This window comes from Agarivorans sp. B2Z047 (assembly GCF_023373605.1).
GTDB classification, from domain to species: Bacteria; Pseudomonadota; Gammaproteobacteria; order Enterobacterales; family Celerinatantimonadaceae; genus Agarivorans; species Agarivorans albus.
Genome location: NZ_CP088080.1, coordinates 1,897,005 through 1,915,889, shown reverse-complemented (window position 1 = coordinate 1,915,889; position 18,885 = coordinate 1,897,005). Strand labels below are relative to the sequence as shown.

At 44.8% G+C, this 18,885-nt stretch carries 19 protein-coding genes, 1 tRNA gene and 1 riboswitch; of the genes, 11 read left to right on the top strand and 9 right to left on the bottom strand.

The window, feature by feature from the left end:
• The first annotated feature begins 59 nt into the window (after positions 1–59).
• Both smrA and LQZ07_RS08825 read left to right on the top strand, forming a co-directional pair.
• Positions 60–635, top strand: coding sequence for a DNA endonuclease SmrA (smrA, locus tag LQZ07_RS08830; RefSeq protein WP_016404055.1), 576 nt, complete (start codon positions 60–62; stop codon positions 633–635).
• Between the two features lie 13 nt (positions 636–648).
• Positions 649–2,136: a carboxypeptidase M32 gene (locus tag LQZ07_RS08825; RefSeq protein WP_152779544.1), complete on the top strand. Its 1,488-nt coding sequence runs from the start codon at positions 649–651 to the stop codon at positions 2,134–2,136.
• A 44-nt stretch (positions 2,137–2,180) separates the two neighbouring features.
• Here LQZ07_RS08825 and LQZ07_RS08820 read toward each other — a convergent pair whose 3' ends face one another.
• A complete protein-coding gene (locus LQZ07_RS08820) occupies positions 2,181–3,089 on the bottom strand; it encodes a LysR family transcriptional regulator (protein ID WP_152779546.1) in 909 nt (302 codons plus the stop codon).
• A gap of 106 nt (positions 3,090–3,195) precedes the next feature.
• Between LQZ07_RS08820 and LQZ07_RS08815 the strand changes: the two genes are divergently transcribed.
• The gene (locus tag LQZ07_RS08815; RefSeq protein WP_152779548.1) at positions 3,196–3,951 is read left to right on the top strand and encodes an SDR family NAD(P)-dependent oxidoreductase; all 756 of its coding nucleotides are present in this window, start codon (positions 3,196–3,198) and stop codon (positions 3,949–3,951) included.
• A 57-nt stretch (positions 3,952–4,008) separates the two neighbouring features.
• On the opposite strand, the gene LQZ07_RS08810 is transcribed toward LQZ07_RS08815, so the two are convergent.
• Positions 4,009–4,329: a hypothetical protein gene (locus tag LQZ07_RS08810; RefSeq protein ID WP_152779549.1), complete on the bottom strand. Its 321-nt coding sequence runs from the start codon at positions 4,327–4,329 to the stop codon at positions 4,009–4,011.
• A 259-nt stretch (positions 4,330–4,588) separates the two neighbouring features.
• Here LQZ07_RS08810 and LQZ07_RS08805 point away from each other — a divergent pair, with 259 nt between their 5' ends.
• The gene (locus LQZ07_RS08805) at positions 4,589–5,683 is read left to right on the top strand and encodes a ketoacyl-ACP synthase III (RefSeq protein ID WP_152780735.1); all 1,095 of its coding nucleotides are present in this window, start codon (positions 4,589–4,591) and stop codon (positions 5,681–5,683) included.
• A gap of 85 nt (positions 5,684–5,768) precedes the next feature.
• Here the strand turns inward: LQZ07_RS08805 and LQZ07_RS08800 are convergent, their stop codons facing one another.
• The 4 genes from LQZ07_RS08800 to cobT are packed head-to-tail and all read right to left on the bottom strand — an operon-like array spanning position 5,769 to position 8,595.
• Positions 5,769–6,203 carry a lysozyme inhibitor LprI family protein gene (locus tag LQZ07_RS08800; protein ID WP_194164051.1) on the bottom strand — a complete coding sequence of 145 codons (435 nt, stop codon included), beginning with the start codon at positions 6,201–6,203 and terminating at the stop codon, positions 5,769–5,771.
• On the bottom strand, positions 6,184–6,768 hold the full coding sequence (locus LQZ07_RS08795) for a histidine phosphatase family protein (protein WP_152779554.1): 585 nt from the start codon (positions 6,766–6,768) through the stop codon (positions 6,184–6,186). Before LQZ07_RS08795 ends, LQZ07_RS08800 begins: the two co-directional genes overlap by 20 nt.
• Positions 6,765–7,568 carry an adenosylcobinamide-GDP ribazoletransferase gene (locus tag LQZ07_RS08790; protein WP_152779556.1) on the bottom strand — a complete coding sequence of 268 codons (804 nt, stop codon included), beginning with the start codon at positions 7,566–7,568 and terminating at the stop codon, positions 6,765–6,767. The genes LQZ07_RS08795 and LQZ07_RS08790 overlap by 4 nt, the downstream gene beginning before the upstream one ends.
• Positions 7,555–8,595: a nicotinate-nucleotide--dimethylbenzimidazole phosphoribosyltransferase gene (gene cobT, locus LQZ07_RS08785; RefSeq protein ID WP_152779558.1), complete on the bottom strand. Its 1,041-nt coding sequence runs from the start codon at positions 8,593–8,595 to the stop codon at positions 7,555–7,557. The genes LQZ07_RS08790 and cobT overlap by 14 nt, the downstream gene beginning before the upstream one ends.
• Positions 8,596–8,735: 140 nt before the next feature.
• Here cobT and LQZ07_RS08780 point away from each other — a divergent pair, with 140 nt between their 5' ends.
• From LQZ07_RS08780 to purU, 3 genes are all read left to right on the top strand, one after another.
• Positions 8,736–10,217, top strand: a complete 1,482-nt coding sequence (locus LQZ07_RS08780; protein ID WP_152779560.1) for a DUF3369 domain-containing protein — start codon at positions 8,736–8,738, stop codon at positions 10,215–10,217.
• Positions 10,218–10,311: 94 nt separating this feature from the next.
• Positions 10,312–10,773, top strand: coding sequence for a YchJ family protein (locus tag LQZ07_RS08775; protein WP_249483608.1), 462 nt, complete (start codon positions 10,312–10,314; stop codon positions 10,771–10,773).
• A gap of 28 nt (positions 10,774–10,801) precedes the next feature.
• On the top strand, positions 10,802–11,638 hold the full coding sequence (gene purU / locus LQZ07_RS08770) for a formyltetrahydrofolate deformylase (RefSeq protein WP_016403715.1): 837 nt from the start codon (positions 10,802–10,804) through the stop codon (positions 11,636–11,638).
• On the opposite strand, the gene LQZ07_RS08765 is transcribed toward purU, so the two are convergent.
• Entirely contained in the window at positions 11,635–12,165 is a 531-nt protein-coding gene (locus LQZ07_RS08765) for a VC2046/SO_2500 family protein (RefSeq protein ID WP_152779562.1), read from the bottom strand. The two genes, purU and LQZ07_RS08765, sit on opposite strands and share 4 nt — an antisense overlap.
• A 164-nt stretch (positions 12,166–12,329) precedes the next feature.
• Here LQZ07_RS08765 and LQZ07_RS08760 point away from each other — a divergent pair.
• The 4 genes from LQZ07_RS08760 to LQZ07_RS08745 all read left to right on the top strand — a co-directional run bounded on the left by LQZ07_RS08760 (position 12,330) and on the right by LQZ07_RS08745 (position 16,313).
• Positions 12,330–12,413 (top strand) — tRNA-Tyr (locus LQZ07_RS08760).
• 288 nt (positions 12,414–12,701) lie between these two features.
• A riboswitch (cyclic di-GMP riboswitch) is annotated at positions 12,702–12,785 on the bottom strand.
• Between the two features lie 169 nt (positions 12,786–12,954).
• Positions 12,955–14,610: a response regulator gene (locus tag LQZ07_RS08755; RefSeq protein ID WP_152779564.1), complete on the top strand. Its 1,656-nt coding sequence runs from the start codon at positions 12,955–12,957 to the stop codon at positions 14,608–14,610.
• 135 nt (positions 14,611–14,745) lie between these two features.
• Positions 14,746–15,726 carry an ion channel gene (locus tag LQZ07_RS08750; RefSeq protein ID WP_152779566.1) on the top strand — a complete coding sequence of 327 codons (981 nt, stop codon included), beginning with the start codon at positions 14,746–14,748 and terminating at the stop codon, positions 15,724–15,726.
• Between the two features lie 107 nt (positions 15,727–15,833).
• Positions 15,834–16,313: an FKBP-type peptidyl-prolyl cis-trans isomerase gene (locus tag LQZ07_RS08745; protein ID WP_016403710.1), complete on the top strand. Its 480-nt coding sequence runs from the start codon at positions 15,834–15,836 to the stop codon at positions 16,311–16,313.
• 72 nt (positions 16,314–16,385) lie between these two features.
• Here LQZ07_RS08745 and LQZ07_RS08740 read toward each other — a convergent pair whose 3' ends face one another.
• Together LQZ07_RS08740 and iadA are read right to left on the bottom strand one after the other, a co-directional pair.
• Positions 16,386–17,621: a cystathionine gamma-synthase family protein gene (locus LQZ07_RS08740; RefSeq protein WP_152779568.1), complete on the bottom strand. Its 1,236-nt coding sequence runs from the start codon at positions 17,619–17,621 to the stop codon at positions 16,386–16,388.
• Positions 17,622–17,712: 91 nt separating this feature from the next.
• A complete protein-coding gene (gene iadA, locus LQZ07_RS08735) occupies positions 17,713–18,855 on the bottom strand; it encodes a beta-aspartyl-peptidase (RefSeq protein WP_152779570.1) in 1,143 nt (380 codons plus the stop codon).
• Between the last annotated feature and the right edge of the window lie 30 nt (positions 18,856–18,885).

The window sequence follows — 18,885 nt, the reverse complement described above, 5'->3', positions numbered from 1 at the left end:
TTGCACCGCTGTCTGCTCTCATCTATAAAGAAGGAACTTCGTTGTTCAGGAGTTCTTTTATGTCTGATGAATTTGATCTGTTCCAGCAGGAAGTGGCTGGAATAAAACCCTTAAAGCAAGATGCCGTGGTATCGGCTGGCGACAGCCTTAACGAAGCGGCTAAAAAAGCTAGGCAACAAGCAGCCGCCGAGCACCTTGCTACATCTCAAGATTACCTTTCTTTAGAGAATGTTACCTTACTGCACCCCGACGATGTGGTGTCTTTCAAAAAGTCAGGCTTACAACAAGGCGTGTTTAAAAAACTACGCTTAGGCAAATATGAAATTCAAGCCAAATTGGATTTACATAAATTTCGCTTAGAAAAAGCCCGCAGCGAAATAATTAGTTTTATTAAGCAATGCCAAAAGCTCAATATCCGTAGCGCACTAATTATTCCGGGTAAAGGCCATAACAGTGACCCACCAGCACTATTAAAAAGCTATGTGAGCCAGTGGTTACCGCAAATAGACGCGGTGTTGGCCATTCACAGCGCCCAAACAATGCACGGTGGTACTGGCGCCATTTACGTACTACTCAAAAAAAGTGAGTTACAAAAACTCGATAACCGTGAGCGTCATGCTCGCCGTTTAGCCTAAGCTAGGAACAACTATGACTAAGCAAACTGCTTATCAACAGCTCTGTGAGCACTTTAAACACCTGTCTAAACTCTCTCACTTAAATTCGATTTGTGGCTGGGATCAGGCCACCATGATGCCAGATGGCGGTAACCAAGCTCGCGCCGAAGCCTTAGCAGAACTAGCGGTGATTATTCATGAAAAGTCCACCCGCCCAGAAATGGAACAATGGCTAGAACAAGCACAGCAAGAAAACCTTAACCCGATGCAACAGGCTTCGCTGCGAGAAATGTCTCGCAGCTGGCGCAATCAAACCGCTCTTCCCGCCGATTTGGTTAAAGCTAAATCGCTAGCCACAGCCCACTGTGAGCATGCTTGGCGTGAGCAACGCGGTGCTAATGATTGGAAAGCCTTCCAAGTTAACTTGCAAGCAGTAATGCAGCTAGCCATTGAAGAGGCGCAAATCCGGGCAGATAAAACCGGCTTAAACCCTTACGATGCCATGCTCGATTTATACGAACCAGGCATGCAAATGCAGCGCTTAGATAAAGTATTTGGTGAGCTACAATCTTGGCTGCCAGACTTAATAACTCAAGTGGTCGACAAACAAGCTAATTGGCCGAAATTAACGTTAAATGGCCCCTACCCTAGTGAACAACAAAAGAAACTAGGTTTAGCGGTGATGGAAAAACTGCAATTTGACTTTAAGCATGGCCGACTAGATGTAAGCGCTCACCCGTTTTGTGGCGGAGTTCCCAGTGATGTACGTATAACCACGCGTTACGAAGATGAAGATTTCACCCGTTCATTAATGGGCATTGTGCACGAAACAGGTCACGCAAGGTATGAGCAAAACCTTCCGCTAGATTATCTTGATTTACCGGTGGGACAAGCCCGTTCTATGGGTATACACGAGAGCCAGAGTTTATTCTTTGAAATGCAATTAGGCCGCAGCCAAGCCTTTGTTGAGCAACTATTACCCTTAGTTAATCAGCACTTATGCCAGCAGCAGCCTATGCAACTTGAAGAACTTAAGCAGCACTATTTAAGTGTTAAGCCGGGTTATATTCGAATAGACGCCGATGAGCTGACTTATCCTGCCCATGTAATGCTGCGGTACGAGCTAGAACGCGACCTAATCAATCAAGATATTAAAGTGGCAGATATCCCCGAGTTGTGGGATCAAAAAATGCAGCAATATTTAGGTTTGTCTACCAAAGGAAATTATCGCGATGGCTGCATGCAAGACGTGCATTGGCCAGCAGGGTTAATTGGATACTTCCCTTCTTACTCGCTAGGCGCAATGTACGCCGCACAATTCCACGCGGCTTTAGTTAAAGCCAAACCCGACACACCGAAAGCGGTGGCAGAGGGCAACTACAATGAAGTTTTTGCTTGGCTGCAACAAAATATTTGGTCACAAGCCAGTATTTACGACACCGATGAGCTGGTAAGTCGTGCTACCGGAGAAACCTTAAACACCCGTTACTTCGAGCAACACTTGCGCCAGCGTTACCTTTAAGCTCTATATGACTGCCTGACGACCGTCAGGCAGTTCTCTCTTTTTCATATCAAACTGCTTGCTGCTAGACGCTTCATCAAATCTTGTAGCCATTCCATAAACAAACTTAATCGCTGCGGCAACTGTCGACGTGACGAATAGAGAATTGAGACCGGCATCGATGGAACCTCAATATCTGGCAAAATACGTTGTATGGCCCCACTTTTAAGCTGTAAGGCCGCTCCCATAGCCGGAACTTGAATAATGCCTAAGCCAGCCTCACATGCTGCCATATAAGCATCGGTGCCATTTACTGCCAGCCTACTGGGCATTTCAAATACTTGGCGCTGTCCTTTATCAAGGTATTCAAACTCGGCAGCGCTATTGCCCATTTTAGGCGCATAATCGATTAAATAATGCTTGGCTAGTTCACTAAGCTGCTTTGGTACTCCATAACGCTGCAAATAACTGGGACTAGCACAGTTGTAGATTTGATAGTTACATAAGGGTTTTGCAATGAGCTGGCTATCTTGCAGCTCTCCCACTCTAATTAAACAATCAACGCCCTCTTTCACTGGGTCGATTTGGTAATCAGCACTGCTTATCTTGATTTTAACTTGTGGGTAACGCTCTAGCCATTCGGCTAAGTGAGGCAGCACAATGGTGCTAGCAAATCGGCTAGGCATATCCACCCGAAGGACACCGCGTATTTCATCCGCTTGACGAAATTGGCTTTCTACAGCGTCTAACTCCCGCAAAATAGACCTACACTGCTGAAGGTAAACTTCACCATCCTGAGTAAGCGTAACGCTGCGCGTGCTGCGATGAAGTAAGCGAGTTGCCAGCTTTTTTTCCAAGAATTGCACCGCATTGGAAATGCTCGACTTAGGCAAATCAAGTAATTCTGCTGCTCGCGTAAAACTGCCACTTTGTGCAACCGCCACAAAACGTTGCATTGCCTCAAATTTATCCATAAGCCGCTACTGCTCGCCAAAAAGAAACAATGATATCTATTTTAGTGTGTTTTTCACTAACAGTATTTTTTCTATCCTGCATGTCGATACAAACAGGAGAGACTTTATGAACAACTTATTATTGGTGACAGGTGGGAGCCGAGGCTTAGGGCGCAGTGCTGCTTTAGCCTTAGCGAAAAGCGGAGTGGATATAGTCTTCACATACCATAGCCAACAAGACAAAGCCGAGCAGCTAGTGAGTGAAATTCGCCAATTTGGAGTAAACGCCGCGGCCATTCAACTTGATCTGGCAGATAGTAGCAGCTTCCCTAGATTTATCAGTAGATTAAGAACGACCTTACTACAACAATTTGAACGAGACTCAATCAACTACCTGGTTAATAACGCAGGAATCGGCATTAATAACAGCTTTGCTGAAACTACCGAGCAACAGTTTGATCAATTAATGAATGTGCATTTAAAAGGCACTTTCTTTCTTACTCAAGCTTTGCTACCAATGATTGAAACAGCAGGACGAATAGTCAATATCTCTACCGGATTGACGCGCTTTAGCATGCCAGGCTTTTGTGCTTATGCCATGATGAAGGGAGGATTAGAGGTAATGACTCGCTACTTGGCAGCAGAACTAGGCTACAAGCAGATTAGGGCAAATACGCTCGCGCCAGGAGCGATAGAAACTGACTTTGGTGGCGGAGTTGTACGTGACAATGTCACACTTAATCAGCAACTAGCCCAACACACAGCGCTAGGTCGAGTAGGTATAGCAGAAGACATTGGCGATGCTCTCTCCATGTTACTCAGCGACCAAGCCTCTTGGGTAAATGGGCAGCGGATAGAAGCTTCGGGAGGAATGTTTTTATAAGCTTAAACCAATAAGGTTTTGCCCAATGTGCCTTGGCTAAGCCTTATTTCCAAGGCTTTACTGCTCGTTTGCGTTCAGCAATAACCAGTCTTGTGGCTTAGGATCTACTGGGGCTTCTACTTCATCGATAGCAGAAAATGTCCAAATAAACATAGATTTGAAAAAGGCTTCTTCATTATCTATTTGGCCATTTACAGCCACCAGTTTTTTAGGTGGAAGGTTACCAATAACATCGCCACCAAAAGCTAAAAGGCTTAGTGAATCCGCGTAGAAATCAACGGTTAATTCGAAAAAACGCGTATTATCAGTAAAACTAGATATTTGAGTATTATCATCACCAGGTGGAGACAATACAGAATTGTGTTGTTGCGCAGTCATAACAGACCCCATTTACGTAATTCAGAGAGTAATTGAGCGTCCCTGTTACATAAATTGACCTACATATTATTAGGTCTAGTCCATCAATATGGGCTGATTATGGCACAACTTGACCAATAAAACACCAGCTAAAGCTAAAATGTGAGCTTTAGCCACAAAAAGCTACTGTTTGAGACTAATTCTTGTTCTAGTTTGGTTATTTGCAATGCATAAGGCATAATCCTTGGCAACTTCAATTAGCCAGAGTTTTAAGCACGCTATGTACAATGCTGAAATTACCGGTTGGGGCAAATGTATGCCACCAGCACGACTCACTAACCACGACTTAAGTACTTTTCTCGACACATCGGATGAGTGGATTAGTAGCCGGACAGGCATAAAAGAGCGCTGTGTTTCTCATGTAGATATTGCTGAACTCGCAGCTACAGCTGGCTTACAAGCTTTAGCTGCTGCAGGGCTAAAAGCAGAGCAACTCGATGCGATTATTTTGTGTACCTGCACCCCTGGTACATCGGTACCTAACAGTGCCAGCCGTGTACAACAACTACTTAAAGCAGAACAAGCCGCCGTATTTGATATGAACGCCGCTTGCTCAGGTTTTGTTTACGGCATGCAAACAGCCTCTGCCTTAATTCAAACCGGAGCGATGAAACGCATTCTGTTGATTGGCGCTGAACGATTAACTCAATTACTCGACTGGACCAAACGCGATACCGCAGTATTGTTTGGCGACGGTGCTGGCGCAGTGATTCTAGAAGCAAACGACCAAGCAGAAAAAGTAGGATTTCTTGCAGCAAAACTAGGCTGCGATAGCGAAAAACGAGAGATCCTGTATATTTCGGATTTTGGTACTAACCGTAAACGTTTTTCAGGCGTAGATACGCTTTACAACTTTCAGTTCGAAGGGCCTGAGATTTTTAAACGTGCGGTAAAAGGCATGGGTGAAGCAGCAAGTAACGTATTAGAGCAGGCTAACATCGCCAACAATGAGCTCAACTTCATTGTGCCCCACCAAGCCAACTTACGCATTATTGATGCCCTAGCCAAACGTATTGATGCTCCCTATGACAATATTATGGTGAACATTGAAAAATACGGGAACACTTCAGCGGCCACTGTTCCAGTAGCCTTATGCGAAGCCTTAGAGCAAGGGCGAATCAAGCCTGGTGACAATGTATTGCTAGCCGCTTTTGGTGCTGGACTAACATGGGGAGCGGCTGCGATTCGCTGGGGTCAGCGTGTTACTCCTATCGCCGAATCAGATGCTAGTTTAAGCCCTTGTGAGCAAACCGCTTTGGAAATTTTGGCCCCCGCCATTAAAGGTTGCCAAGAAGCTCGCGCTGCCGAAGCGTAAATGCCCAAAGGCTGTTTATCTTTCGTGACAGCTTACCAACAAACAGCCCGCTAAAAGCGGGCTGTTTGCTATCTAAAACTCAAGGTTACCACTGGTGCAAACGGCTTAACCAATGCTGGGTAAGCTCTATCTCACAGCTTAAATACTGGCTAGCCGAACCGCTGCCACCAGCCATCATTAAGCTTTCCCAAGCACACAAAGATTGTCGAAACTCACTAAACTCTATTTTGGCTTTTTCTAAAGCTTGAACTGCGCCTTGAGCCCCTTCACTAATAGACTCTAAGTCCAAAGCTTGCTTATGCAGGACTACCAAACGTTGCCTTACTTGATGGTCAAGTTGCGCCAAGCTATTCTCCAAGCATTTATTCACCTCTGGCTTGGTAGCACGCTGCCAGCATTTACCAATAATGTTTACTTTAGGTTTATTGGCCGAGGTACTTTCTTCACTGGCTTGAGCTTGCCCCAGAGCAAATGTTAAAGGCACACATAAGATAACAAGTTTAGCGATTAAGGTATTCAATGGCGGCTCCATTAGAGGCAAATGTTATACAAGTTAAGGATCCAAAATTTAGTGCTATTTTGCTGGACTCAGCCATAGGTAAAGCTTGAATATCTCCAACAATGGTACGAATAACCCCAGCGTGAGTAAACCACACGTGGGCGGTATTCGCTTCGCTAATTTTAGATAACTGAGTTTGCCAAAAGCCTAGTACGCGTTGGCTAAACTCTGCAACGGTTTCGCCAGATTGACCAAGGCGATAGCCCTCTAAATTATCAGCCCAAGCGTCCAGTTGATTGCGGGGAATGTCATCCCACTTACAGCCTTCCCACTGACCAAAACTTATTTCCTTCAGTGAGTCTTGATATGCAATATCGACCGGAACAAATAAGCTTTCGGCCAACTGGCGACAACGTAACAAAGGGCTAGCATACACCTCTGTTACAGAGTACTCGGCCAATAATTTTTGTAATCGTACTGTGGCTTGTTGCAGTTGTTCTAGTTTTGCTGGCATATCTAGCTGGCCGTAACAGCGGTTACTGGCAATACCTGGTTGGCTGTGGCGCACCAATAGCACTCTATTCACAGAATCAGGCCTGTATTAATAGCTGCAAGCAAACTAATATAAATGGCCACTTCGCTCAACTGCTGCTGTGCGCCTAAGGTATCCCCTGTATAGCCAGCCAACTTAAGCTTTAGGTAGCGAGCCCACAATAGCGTGACTAGCAAGCAACTTAACACCGCAAAAGCTAACATATTTAGCTCTAATAAAGCTGCTGGCACCGCAACCCAAAACAAGGCTAAAAGAAGCTCTTTAGAACCAATCGACTGAGCAACAGCTTTAGCTTTACTCGGCTCAGACGGCTCACGAACGTAATCAAGTTTCCAGATAATAAGCACCGCGCTAAAGCGACTTAAGCTATGCGCTAGCCACAGCACCAATAAGAGTTCGGTGCTAATGAGCGCCTGACTAAGGCTCAACAAGGCACTAAATTTAATCGCCAATATGCTGCACAAACCTAGCACTCCGTAAGTGCCTAGGCGGGAGTCTTTCATAATTCGCAGCATTTGCTCTGGAGTGTAGCCACCGCCAAAGCCATCACAGCAATCGGCAAAGCCATCTTCGTGAAATGCACCGGTAAGCCAGCAGCTGGCCGCCATCGAGAGCAATATAGCTAAGGGCGCACCAAGTATGGGCATAAGCAATACAATGAGCCCAGCGCTAACTAAACCAACAATCCAGCCAACCAAGGGGAAATACGCCACACACTGGCTGAGACTTTGGCCGCTGTACCTTACATTTTTCGGAACCGGGATCCGGCTAAAGAAACTGAGTGCATTAAACACTAAGTTCATCTCATGTTTAGCGCGTTCAATCACGCTCACGACTCACGCCAGCTGAGTCAAACGAGGCCATTTCTTTTAAGAATATCAGCGCAGACTCAACCAGTGGGTAAGCCAGCACAGCGCCACTTCCTTCACCCAAGCGCAGTGCTAAATCCAGCAAAGGCTTGGCCTCTAGTGCTTTAAGCAAGCGCTGATGAGCATGCTCTGCACCTTGGTGACAAAAAATCATGTATTGTGTTACCAAGGGGTTTATCTGGCTGGCCACCAAGGCAGCCGCAGAGCAAATAAAACCATCTACCAAAATAACGATGCGCCGATGAGCGGCTTCTAGCATCGCTCCCACCATGGCAGCAATTTCAAATCCGCCTACTTTGGCTAGCCATTGCTGCGCGCTGTATTCACCTTGATGGTATTGCATCGATTGTTGTAACACTGCCGTTTTATGCTGTAAGCCTTGATCATCTAAACCAGTTCCGCGACCAACACAGTCGCTAACATCCAGACCCAAGCAGCCGGCCATTATGGCAGCAGCACTAGCGGTGTTAGCAATGCCCATCTCGCCAAAAGCCAACAAATTCGAACCTTCACGTGCAGCTTGGGCAACCCGCTCAGCGCCAACGTCGATGGCTTGAAGGCATTGCTCTTTGCTCATTGCATCGGCATTCAAAAAACTCTTTGTGCCGTTTGCTACCTTACACAGTTGAACCCCTTGCTCAGACAAAAGCTGGCCCACCCCAACATCAACGATCTCGAAGTCCAAACCATGTTGACGGCAAAATACGTTGACGGCGGCTCCACCATTAACAAAATTTTGTACCATTTGAGCAGTAACTTCTTGTGGGAAGGCGCTCACACCCTCAAGCGCAATACCATGGTCCGCAGCAAATACAATCATTTTAGGCTGGCGGATTTCAGGCTCTAAGGTCTGTTGAACTTGCCCTATTTGGCAGGCCAAACTTTCCAGTTGGCCAAGAGAACCTTGTGGCTTAGTTTTTAAATCAATCTTATTGATTAAGGCTTCAGCTAAGCCTTGGTCTAGCGCTTCAATGACGAATTTATTATGCAAAATCAATTTCCTAGCAACATAAGTGCAATTGCTTAAGCTTAGCGTGTTTAATATCCAGTTTTAAGAAAAATATCCTAAGAATCGCTAGTAATTTCCTATACTGATGATAGAGGCCTTATTAACGAGTGAGGACAGTAGCAATGGATGATAGTGCTGAACTATTCCTGTTTGATGAAGAAGACGATACCGCTACCGAAACCCTAGAGCCAGCTCCCTGGAAGGTGCTAATTGTTGATGACGACAGCGAAATGCATACCGTCACAAAATTAGTATTAAACAACTTTTCTTATCAAGATCGAAAACTCAGCTTTATTGACGCCTATAACGCTGCCGAGGCTTATCAATTACTCAGTGAACACGGCGATGTTGCGATTGCCTTAGTAGATGTTGTCATGGAAAGTGACGATGCGGGCTTATTGCTTATCGATGATATTCGCCAACGCCTTAACAACCACAAAATAAGATTAATTTTGCGCACCGGGCAACCCGGCTTAGCGCCCATTAGAGAAGTGATTCGCCGCTACGATGTGAGCGACTACAAAAACAAAACCGAGTTAAGCGATGTAAATTTAGATACTTTAATGTGCGCCTCCCTTCGTGCCTACCAAGAAATTACCGAACTGCATTCACAACGTAATAACCTGCGTGCGGTCATCAATTCCTCTAGCCATATTGAAAACTGCAAAAACGAGCAAAACTTGGCTATAGGCGTGTTTCATGAGCTAATTGACTTGTTAACCCAGCAAGATGCCAAACTTACCCTCAGTGGCTTAGCCTTAAGTGTTTACCGCTCCAAGCTTAAAGTACTGCATAGCGAAGGGAAGCTGGCCTATTTAGAAGAAGTTCGCAACTTACATGAGCTACCAAGCCGAGTTCAGTCATTGCTTAACCAAGCGCAGCAAAATCAACAGCACAGTTTTGGCGAGAACAATGCGGTGTTTTATTTGCAAAATACTGATAGCGAACCTTTGATGTTCTACCTAGAAGGATGGAGCGACACCCAGCAGTTGCAGCTAGAACCACTTAACTATTTGATTCAAACTACGGCTGTGCGTCTAGAAAACCAGCACTTGCAAAAACAACTGGCTCACGGTCAACTTCGTCTGGTGGAGTTAATTCATCAGGCCATTCAAACCAAACAGTATAATACCGAGCAGCTTAGCAATATAGAACGCTATTGCGCTAAACTTGCTGCGGCTTATTCGCTCAGCGACCAACAATGTGAAGCATTAAACCAAGCCGCTAGCTTTTATGACCTAGCTAACCACGGCTTACCCGACGTGCTGCTTAGCTGTAACATGTTAAGCCAAGGGAGTTGGCAGCGCATTGCCGAACATTGCGAGCTACCAGATGCACTTAAAGATCCCGCAGTGCAACAGCAAATCGATGCAGCCCTTATCGTAGCTAATCAAAGCCAAGAACATTGGGATGGCAGTGGCCGACCACTAGGCCTAAGTGGTGAAGCCATTCATGTCTACGCCCGTATTGTCGCTTTAGCGGTATTTTTAAGTGAACAAACAGACCAGCAAGCAAGTTTGGCTCAGCTTGATTTAGCCAACAACCCACACTTTGATCCTCAATTAACCACATTTACGGTTAAGCACATGTTAAATCCTGATTAATAAGGCCAATTTGGCCAAACTATCACCAAGTTTCAGCTGCCTTATCGGCAGCTTCTTGCTACACTTCGCCCTTAGTCAAATTTGAGGTTTCCCTGTGTTAGTTTGCCCCTGCGGTAGCGGCAACGATTTTCTTCAGTGCTGTCAGCCCATCATCACCGGTGATTGCTTACCAACAAGTTGTGAGCAGTTAATGCGTTCTCGCTACACCGCGTTTACGCTGGGCGATGCTAGTTATTTATGGCAAACGCACCACTCGGACTATCGACAAGGCGATGCCCCACAACCTTCAACTAAAGAAGATTTAGGGCAATGGGAAAAGCTACAAATAATCTTTAGCTGTGACTTTAAAGATGGCCAAACAGGCATAGTGGAGTTTAAAGCTCATTATCGCGAACAGGGTCAACGACAAATTTTGCACGAGCGCTCTAACTTTAAGAAAGTTAATGAGCGTTGGTTTTATACTGATGGAGAGTTCGCCCCAAAAGCCTTGGCGCGTAATTCAGCTTGCCCCTGCGGAAGCGGCAAAAAGTTTAAACAGTGCTGTAATAAATCTTAACTTTAAAACTGAATAAATCGAAAACACAATGGAAAGAAAAATTCTATTAACCGAATGCCCAGACGCAAAAGGTTTAATCTCAAGCATTACCAATATATGTGCTAAGCACCAGCTTAACATTATTAAAAACAACGAGTTTGTTGATAACGATGCCAATCGCTTTTTTATGCGCACAGTATTAGAAGGCTACTTTAACGACCAAACTTTACTTGCCGATTTAGATGGTGCACTTCCAGCTGGGAGTACCCGCCGTTTAGAGAGTGCCGGGCGCAAACGTATTGTTATCATGGTAACCAAAGAAGCGCACTGCTTGGGCGATCTACTCATGAAAGCCGTTTACGGTGATATGGATGTAGAAATTGCTGCCGTTGTAGGTAACTACGATAGCCTACGTACTTTGACGGAAAAATTTGATATTCCTTTCCATCATATTAGCCATGTAGATTTAAGCCGCGAAGAGCATGAGCAACAAGTTATCAAGGTAGTACAGCAGTACCAACCAGACTACGTAGTACTTGCCAAGTACATGCGTATTCTTACGCCAGCTTTTGTTGAAGCCTTTAGCAACAAAATCTTAAACATTCATCACTCGTTTTTGCCAGCATTTATTGGCGCTAAGCCTTATAAACAAGCTTACGACCGAGGCGTAAAAATTATTGGTGCCACCGCCCACTTTGTAAACAACGATTTAGACGAGGGGCCAATCGTAGAGCAACATGTAATCCATGTTGATCATACTTACAGCGCCGAAGAAATGGCCAAAGCTGGCCGTGATGTAGAAAAAGCAGTATTAAGTAAAGCGCTGCAGCAAGTGCTTGATGAAAAAGTATTTGTATACGGAAACCGTACCGTGGTGTTTCGTTAATTAAAGTACTTAACGCTAAGTGGCTTTGAGTAGTCAAAGTCACTTAGTAGCTTGTACATGTCAGTACCCTTAACTTCTTTATCTATTTCTTGTTGCAGATCTGGCTTAGCCACTTGGTGTTTTACCCGGCTTAACAAATCCACGTTGTTCATTACCTCGTGAGGTAAACCGTCGACACTGTCTTCTGCACACGCCGCATAGCCGCCAAGAGCCTGTTCTAAACGAATCCGCGACGGCTCACCGGCATGCAGGTGCTTACTCCAATTAGCTTGTACTGGAAACTCATCATCTAGCGCTTTAAGAGCGCGAGCTTGAGCCAGTTGAAACTTATCACGTAAATCTTGCTGAACTTGTTCATGCTGTTGCTTTTGCATTGAAAACTGAGCTTGATCGCACACGTTTTGGCTAAGCATGCTAAGCAATAAATGAAAATGAGCCTGATCGCCCTGCAAGGCACTTTTGTTAAGCGTATCGCCCAACTGCAGTTCATCACATAAGCTACTTTGTCTAATTTGCTCAACTAACATATTGCTCCTCCATTACCTTTATAGCTATCGGAAAAGCAGGCTAAAACTTTAGCAAATTTCGGCCAAATGCACAGATAATAAGCAAACAGTTATCTGCCAATAAAAATGTCGCTTTTTTTGCTTTACAGCCCACCAAGTTCTGGTAATATGCCGCTCCACAAGCAGGAGGGGTTCCCGAGTGGCCAAAGGGAACAGATTGTAAATCTGTCGCGAAAGCTTCGGTGGTTCGAATCCACCTCCCTCCACCATATTGATAAAAAAAGACATCTCAGGATGTCTTTTTTTATGCCCGAAATTTGCCTTAGATATGCAATTAGCGCATAGCAAAATACTTAGTTGAGCAATAACGAGTAGATTTAGACGCCTTAGGAGCAACAGCATTTAGAAACAAATGCTTAACAAGATAAGGCTGCAGAAACAAATACGCCAAGCTAATTTTAGCTTGGCGTTCCAACCAAATACGGAAAGTAATAAACGGTAAATAGACTAACTTACTAAGTAGAAAGATGTACATTGTGCAAATCTAACCACTCAACTAAGGCGGTCCAGCCATCTTAAGGTTGCCCTAAAGACCTGTAACTTTCCGACCTTGGATCACTCCAAGTTTGGCTTTGACTCAGCGCTGATGAGACCAAAAGACTCATCAACACCTCAATATTAAATCAAGCCTAGCTGTTTTTGCAAGGTTTAATAGCAGATACTACTACTGCGCTAACTGTCTATACTTACACTACTTTATCGCTTGGTAACTTATGCTAGGATAAGCCAAAAGGATTAGAACACTCAGTAATGGCAACGCAATACAATTACAGCGACAAGCAAATACTCATCGTTGATGACCAGCGAGCCTTTCAGGTTATGCTTAAGGCCATGTTGCAAAACTTTGGCGCAACCGACGTTTATTTCGCAAACACTGGCGAAGCCGCTGTAAGGGCGTGCAAAAAACGAAAATTCGACATCCTTCTAGTAGATTATAACCTTGGCACTGGCAAGAATGGTGGCCAGCTTTTAGAAGAGCTTCGTGTTAGCGAGTTGTTAGAAGTTGATGCTCTGTTTTTTATTATTAGCGGTGACAATAATAAAAGCATGGTGCTTAGTGCTCTAGAAATGGAGCCAGACGAGTTCATAACCAAACCATTTTCTCAGTTTCAGTTGCACAACCGCCTAGCAAGAGCCCATGTAAAACGTCAAAGTTTACGCGAGGTTTATCACGCATTATCAAAAAAACAGTATCAGCAAGTTATTGAACTGTGTGACAAACAGATTGAAGCCGAAAGCCGTTACAGCAACTATTGCCGTAACTTACGCGTTGAAGCGCAAATAGCCTTAGGCGAATACGTGGCAGCTAAAGAAGCATTAGAAGCCATTCTAGAAGAGCGTAAACAAACCTGGGCAAAAGCTACCTTAGGTCGTGTTCACCTGTTACTAAAAGACAATAAAAGCGCGATTGAAACACTTAATCGCTCTATTGCTGAGAGCCCATTACTGCTCACCGGCTATGACTGGCTAGCTCGTGCTTACCGAGCAGACGGCGAATTAGACAAAGCCTTAGAAACTGTACTTAAAGCCTCTAAGTTGGCGGTAAATAGTATTGAGCGCCAACAGTTGTTAGCCGAGCTTGCCATGGAGGCTGGCGATTTAACACTAGCCAAAGAAACCTTTTCTACCATTTTGCAGCTTGCTAGGCGTTCTATACATCGTGGCCCTCATCACCTGTGTAACTATGTACGCAGCCTAATAGACGAAGCGCAAAGTGAAGATGATTTGTATCGAAAAAATCGCTTACTGCAAGAAGTTAACTCTGTGCTATTTCATGCTAGGCGTGAAGAAGGCAAAGACGATGACTTTAATTTTGATGCCTTTGAAGGCATAAGCCAAGCTCGCGTGCACGCCACCAAAGGTGAGCTAAACAAAGCCAAACGATTGCTGTTTGATAGCCACGACGGTTTGTTAGATGCACCCAGCAAAGTAAGTGGTGAACTATTGCCCGACACCTTCTTAACCCTAAACTCTGTAGGCGAGTTTGAATACGCGATGCCATTTGCCGAAGAGCTAGAAAAACGCGATGATATCGACCCCATGTCTTTATCCTCTGCGCACAAAGTATTAAAAGCTGAAGATTTTGAACTCAAACTTGGCCAGTTTCGTGAATACAACAAAATGGGCATCGAAGCCTATGAAGAAAACCGCTTTCACGAAGCGACGAGCTATTTCGACAAGGCATTGCAAGTGGCCCCTGGTAACACTGGTGCAATCTTGAACAAAATCCAAGCCATACTAAAACAGCTTAATCAATCGGAAAAAGGGCTCAGTGGGCAGCTTTTAAATGACTGCAAAATTACCATTAAGTTACTCGATGGTCTTAAGTTAAACGACAACCACGCCGAGCGTTACTCAACCTTAAAAAGTGAGTTCCAACAACTCGGTAGCGGCAACAAAAAGTAGCAAGCAAGTCTTGTTAGCCCCACATTTTAAGGCTGCTCGCAAAATCCTCCATTTGAAATACACTTAGCTTAAAGCCAGTAAATAAAACTGGCTAATAATCAAATTATTGATTAATAGCTGGAGCGTTAGCCAAATATGGAGAAATGCGGTCAATGTCTGTATCAAGATAGTTCTGGTGCCAACTGCAAGGAACCTGCTTTAGAAAGCGGGTTGTGTTTTTGGCATGATCCAGACGAGGACAAATGCGGCGAAGAGATCAAAGAGAAGCTAGAAAACCATGCCAAAAACGGAGGCATGCTTCAAGGTATCAGCCTAAAAAAAGCCAAACTAGCTGGTATTGATTTAGTTCGCTACAACAGCAAGCAAGGTTACGACCTTTCTGGCGCCGACCTCTATCGAAGTGACCTAAGAGGGGCGCACCTTTTTAATATCAACCTGCAAAGCGGTAGCTTAATGAAAGCCGATTTGCGAGGAGCCAATTTAAATCATGCCGACCTAACAAAAACCAATTTGCTTGGTGCCAAAATGGACCAATGTAAATGCGATAGCCTGTGCGTTGGCGAAAAAGTGCTTCAAGAACAATTAGGCAGTGCCGCTGAACAACAACAAGATAAAGAAGCCATGGCCGACTACTACCAACAAGCCGAGGAAGTGTATCGCGGCCTCCGTAAGACAGCCGAATCGGAAGGCTTGTTTACTACTGCAGGTGTGTTTTTACGTAAAGAACTCACCATGCGACGCTATCAAATGCCCAAGTTCTCTTATCGGCGCGGAATATCCAAGCTGGTTGACTTGGTATGCGGCTACGGAGAACTGCCGATCCGCGTGGTATACACCTCTCTGTTAATCATTTTGAGTTGCGCTATTATTTACTCGTTTACTGGCATTCATTTCAACGGAAATATAGTTTCTCTCAGTGTAAATCAAAGCCTTGGGCAAAACGTTGTAGCGTTTTTTGAATGCTTGTATTACAGCGTGGTCACCTTTACTACCCTTGGTTATGGCGACTTTACCCCAGTTGGACTTTCCCGTATGTTCGCTGCCATAGAGGCCTTTAGTGGCAGCTTTATTATTGCCTTGTTTGTTGTGGTATTTGTAAAAAAAATGACCCGCTAGCGCTGTTGAGGCGAGTTTTCTTAGATAAGCAGTGCTTTTTAACTAGCACTTTCGTAAAGTTAGATTAACATTTATCTTTTACTCAACACCCTAGTAAGGAATCGACTTTGAAATTTGTGGTTCTCGCTCTACTCGCTATTTTTGTGATTGTATTTATTCTCCGCGCCAATAATAACGCCAAAGCGGTTAAACAAAACCGTCAGTTAGGCCACGACTTTCTCGCTGAAAACGCTAAAAAAGACGGTGTGATAACCACAGAATCTGGATTGCAGTACCTAATCCTTGAAGATGTTGTAGAAGGCGCCGAGAAACCTTCTGCAAACAGCACAGTAACCGTTCATTACCATGGAACACTGTTAAGCGGCTTAGTGTTTGATAGTTCGGTAGAACGTCAACGCCCTGCTCAATTCCCGCTAGGGCAAGTTATCGCAGGCTGGACCGAAGGCTTACAATATATGAGTGTGGGCGAGAAATTCCGTTTCTTTATTCCAAGCCAATTAGCTTATGGCGACCGCAGTGTGTCATCAATTCCAGCTGGCTCTACCTTAATTTTTGAAGTGGAGTTGCTATCAATAGATAGTAAGTAAACTTATCGGATACTTCAGGTAAATGTAAAAAGCCTTGGCGTGACCAAGGCTTTTTTGTATCTGCTTTCTTTACTAAGAACTGGCTAACGCTTGTTCAAAGTCCTTGAGTAAATCTTCAGTATCTTCAATACCAATTGAGCAGCGGATCATTGTTTCACTGATTCCCGAGGCTTGACGTGCCTCTAAGCCCATTTCAAAGTAAATGGTTTGGGCAACAGGCAAGGCCAAAGTTCGGTTATCCCCTAAATGGGTCGCGTTAATTACGATATTGGTTTTATCCAAAAACTCTGTGCTGTTGATCCCATCAACTAAATCAAAGCTCACCAAAGCGCCATAGTGCTTAAACAGTTCACTGGCTCGTTGATGCTGAGGGTGAGAAGCCAAGCCTGGGTAATACACCTTAGCCACTTTAGGGTGCTCATCTAACATCTTGGCTAAGGCCAAGGCATTAGCACATTGGCGTTCCATACGCAGGGCCATGGTCTCTGCCCCTACCGACAATAAATGCGCAGCTTGCGAGCTCAAAGCGCCTCCAAAGTCTCGCAGGCCTTTTTTCTTAATTTGGTTAATGCCCCACATCTTAGGATCGCCACTGCGATAACCTTCAAAAATATTGGGGTAAGCACTCCAATCAAATAAGCCTGTATCACTTACCGAGCCACCCAAGGCATTACCATGGCCGCCAACATACTTTGATAAAGAGGTAATGATTAAGCTCGCGCCTACAGACTTAGGCTGAAAAAGGTAAGAAGAGGTTAAGGTATTATCCACTACGTAAACCAAACCTCGTTGCTCACATAACTTTCCAATCCCCGCTAAATCAACTATCTGGGTGGCTGGATTAGCAATGGTTTCAACAAACACCATTTTGGTGTTGGCTTGGCAAGCCTGCTCTACTGCGTCACAGCTTGTGGCATCCACTAAGGTCACCTCAATGCCATAACCTTTTAGCGTGCCAAATATGCTGCTGGTGTTACCAAATAAAAAGCGACTCGCTACAATGTGGTCGCCAGCCTTTAGCAAGGTTAAAAACACCGTACCAATGGCTGCCATACCGGTACCAAATACTAAGCTGGCAACACTTTCATCAAGCATGGCTACTTTGCGTTGTAAGTAATCGAGAGTCGGAGTTGATTGGCGCGCATAAGCATGGCCAACTTGCTTGCCTTGAAATACATCCACCAAGTCTTGAGTGGCAGCGTATCCATAAGGTACCGAGTTATGAATTAGCGCGTGAACAGCGCCTTCCTCTACACCAGCTAAACGGTCGCAGTGAACCAGCTGTGTTGTGAATCCTTTAAAGCTCATAGGGCTACTTCTAGTAAAAACCAAGTGCCGCTATTATGCCTTAGCCAAGGTCTAAAAACGAGCAGCCCTCAGCCAGTGGCTCCAGCAAATTCTAATCAGCCCAAATACTTTGGCCTTTGGCAAACACTTGCTTGATCGCTAAAGATTGCTGGTCAAGAACTACTAAATCGGCGTCAAAGCCTACTGCTAATTGACCTTTATTTTTTAAGCCCAAAATCTTAGCGGGGTTACGACTAATCACCGACAGCGCAATATCTAAAGGCACTTGATAAGACTGAACAGCTTCTTTAGCAGCCAGATATAAACTCTCTAGTTTTCCCGCTTGCATCCCCACTAACTCACCAGCATCATCAAACAGCGGTAAACTTGCGTTAGCATCTGAGCTAAAGCTCACTCGTTGCCAATCTAAGCCCTTATCAATAATGGTTTTAAGCGCTTGAGGGCAGCTTACCTCGCCTTCTTCGATAAACTGCGGAATAGTGCTAGTGGTGAAATCGATAGCACCGCCCTCACTCAAAAACGCTAAGGCGTCGTTAAACAAGGCCTGATTACGATTACAATGGGTAGGATAGAGCTGGGTGATTGATAAATCAGATTGCTTAACAATCTCTCGCAGTAGATTTAATTTTCCTTTCCCATCACCAACGTGAAAAAAGCTAATACCCTTTTTACCCGCCAATAAGCCCGCTACGCGCGCCTCGGCGACCACTTCGCTAAAAGCCTGTACCGAGGCCTGACTGGCTCGATGATCAGCAATAGCTAGCTCACCTACACCTATCATCTCAGGAATTAGTACAATGTCTTGCTCGATGCTTCCGGTGATGGTTTTAACCGGCAGATGATAGGAGCCGGTGTAGCAATAGCAACTTAAACCCATGGCGCTTAATTCTCGTGCTTTACCTAATACTTGCGCCGGAGTGCGAGTAACACTGTCGGTACCTAATGCGCCTACTAAACTAGTGACACCAGTGGGTGCAGCATCTTCAAAACTAAGCTCTGCAGTTCGATAAGCAAAGCCCCCTTCACCACCGCCGCCGGTAAAGTGGACTAAGGCATCAACAAAACCAGGGGCTAGGATGCTGCCTGATAAATCAATACTGTCTACTAAGCCATGACTGGCCTTAAGCTCAATATTCGGTGCAAGCTGCAAAATGCTACCATTAGCCAACAAAACATCCATTAAGCCTAGGGCTTCTGGTGCGTACACCTGTGCATTTTTAAGTAAAGTGAGCATAGCTATCTTCTTAATCCCAAACAAAAAAGG

Excerpts from the sequence above, each read along its gene's own strand:
- smrA (WP_016404055.1), top strand. The coding sequence starts at position 60 with ATGTCTGATGAATTTGATCTGTTCCAGCAGGAAGTGGCTGGAATAAAA.
- LQZ07_RS08825 (WP_152779544.1), top strand. The coding sequence starts at position 649 with ATGACTAAGCAAACTGCTTATCAACAGCTCTGTGAGCACTTTAAACAC.
- LQZ07_RS08820 (WP_152779546.1), bottom strand. The coding sequence starts at position 3,089 with ATGGATAAATTTGAGGCAATGCAACGTTTTGTGGCGGTTGCACAAAGT.
- LQZ07_RS08815 (WP_152779548.1), top strand. The coding sequence starts at position 3,196 with ATGAACAACTTATTATTGGTGACAGGTGGGAGCCGAGGCTTAGGGCGC.
- LQZ07_RS08810 (WP_152779549.1), bottom strand. The coding sequence starts at position 4,329 with ATGACTGCGCAACAACACAATTCTGTATTGTCTCCACCTGGTGATGAT.
- LQZ07_RS08805 (WP_152780735.1), top strand. The coding sequence starts at position 4,589 with ATGTACAATGCTGAAATTACCGGTTGGGGCAAATGTATGCCACCAGCA.
- LQZ07_RS08780 (WP_152779560.1), top strand. The coding sequence starts at position 8,736 with ATGGATGATAGTGCTGAACTATTCCTGTTTGATGAAGAAGACGATACC.
- purU (WP_016403715.1), top strand. The coding sequence starts at position 10,802 with ATGGAAAGAAAAATTCTATTAACCGAATGCCCAGACGCAAAAGGTTTA.
- LQZ07_RS08765 (WP_152779562.1), bottom strand. The coding sequence starts at position 12,165 with ATGTTAGTTGAGCAAATTAGACAAAGTAGCTTATGTGATGAACTGCAG.
- LQZ07_RS08755 (WP_152779564.1), top strand. The coding sequence starts at position 12,955 with ATGGCAACGCAATACAATTACAGCGACAAGCAAATACTCATCGTTGAT.
- LQZ07_RS08750 (WP_152779566.1), top strand. The coding sequence starts at position 14,746 with ATGGAGAAATGCGGTCAATGTCTGTATCAAGATAGTTCTGGTGCCAAC.
- LQZ07_RS08740 (WP_152779568.1), bottom strand. The coding sequence starts at position 17,621 with ATGAGCTTTAAAGGATTCACAACACAGCTGGTTCACTGCGACCGTTTA.
- iadA (WP_152779570.1), bottom strand. The coding sequence starts at position 18,855 with ATGCTCACTTTACTTAAAAATGCACAGGTGTACGCACCAGAAGCCCTA.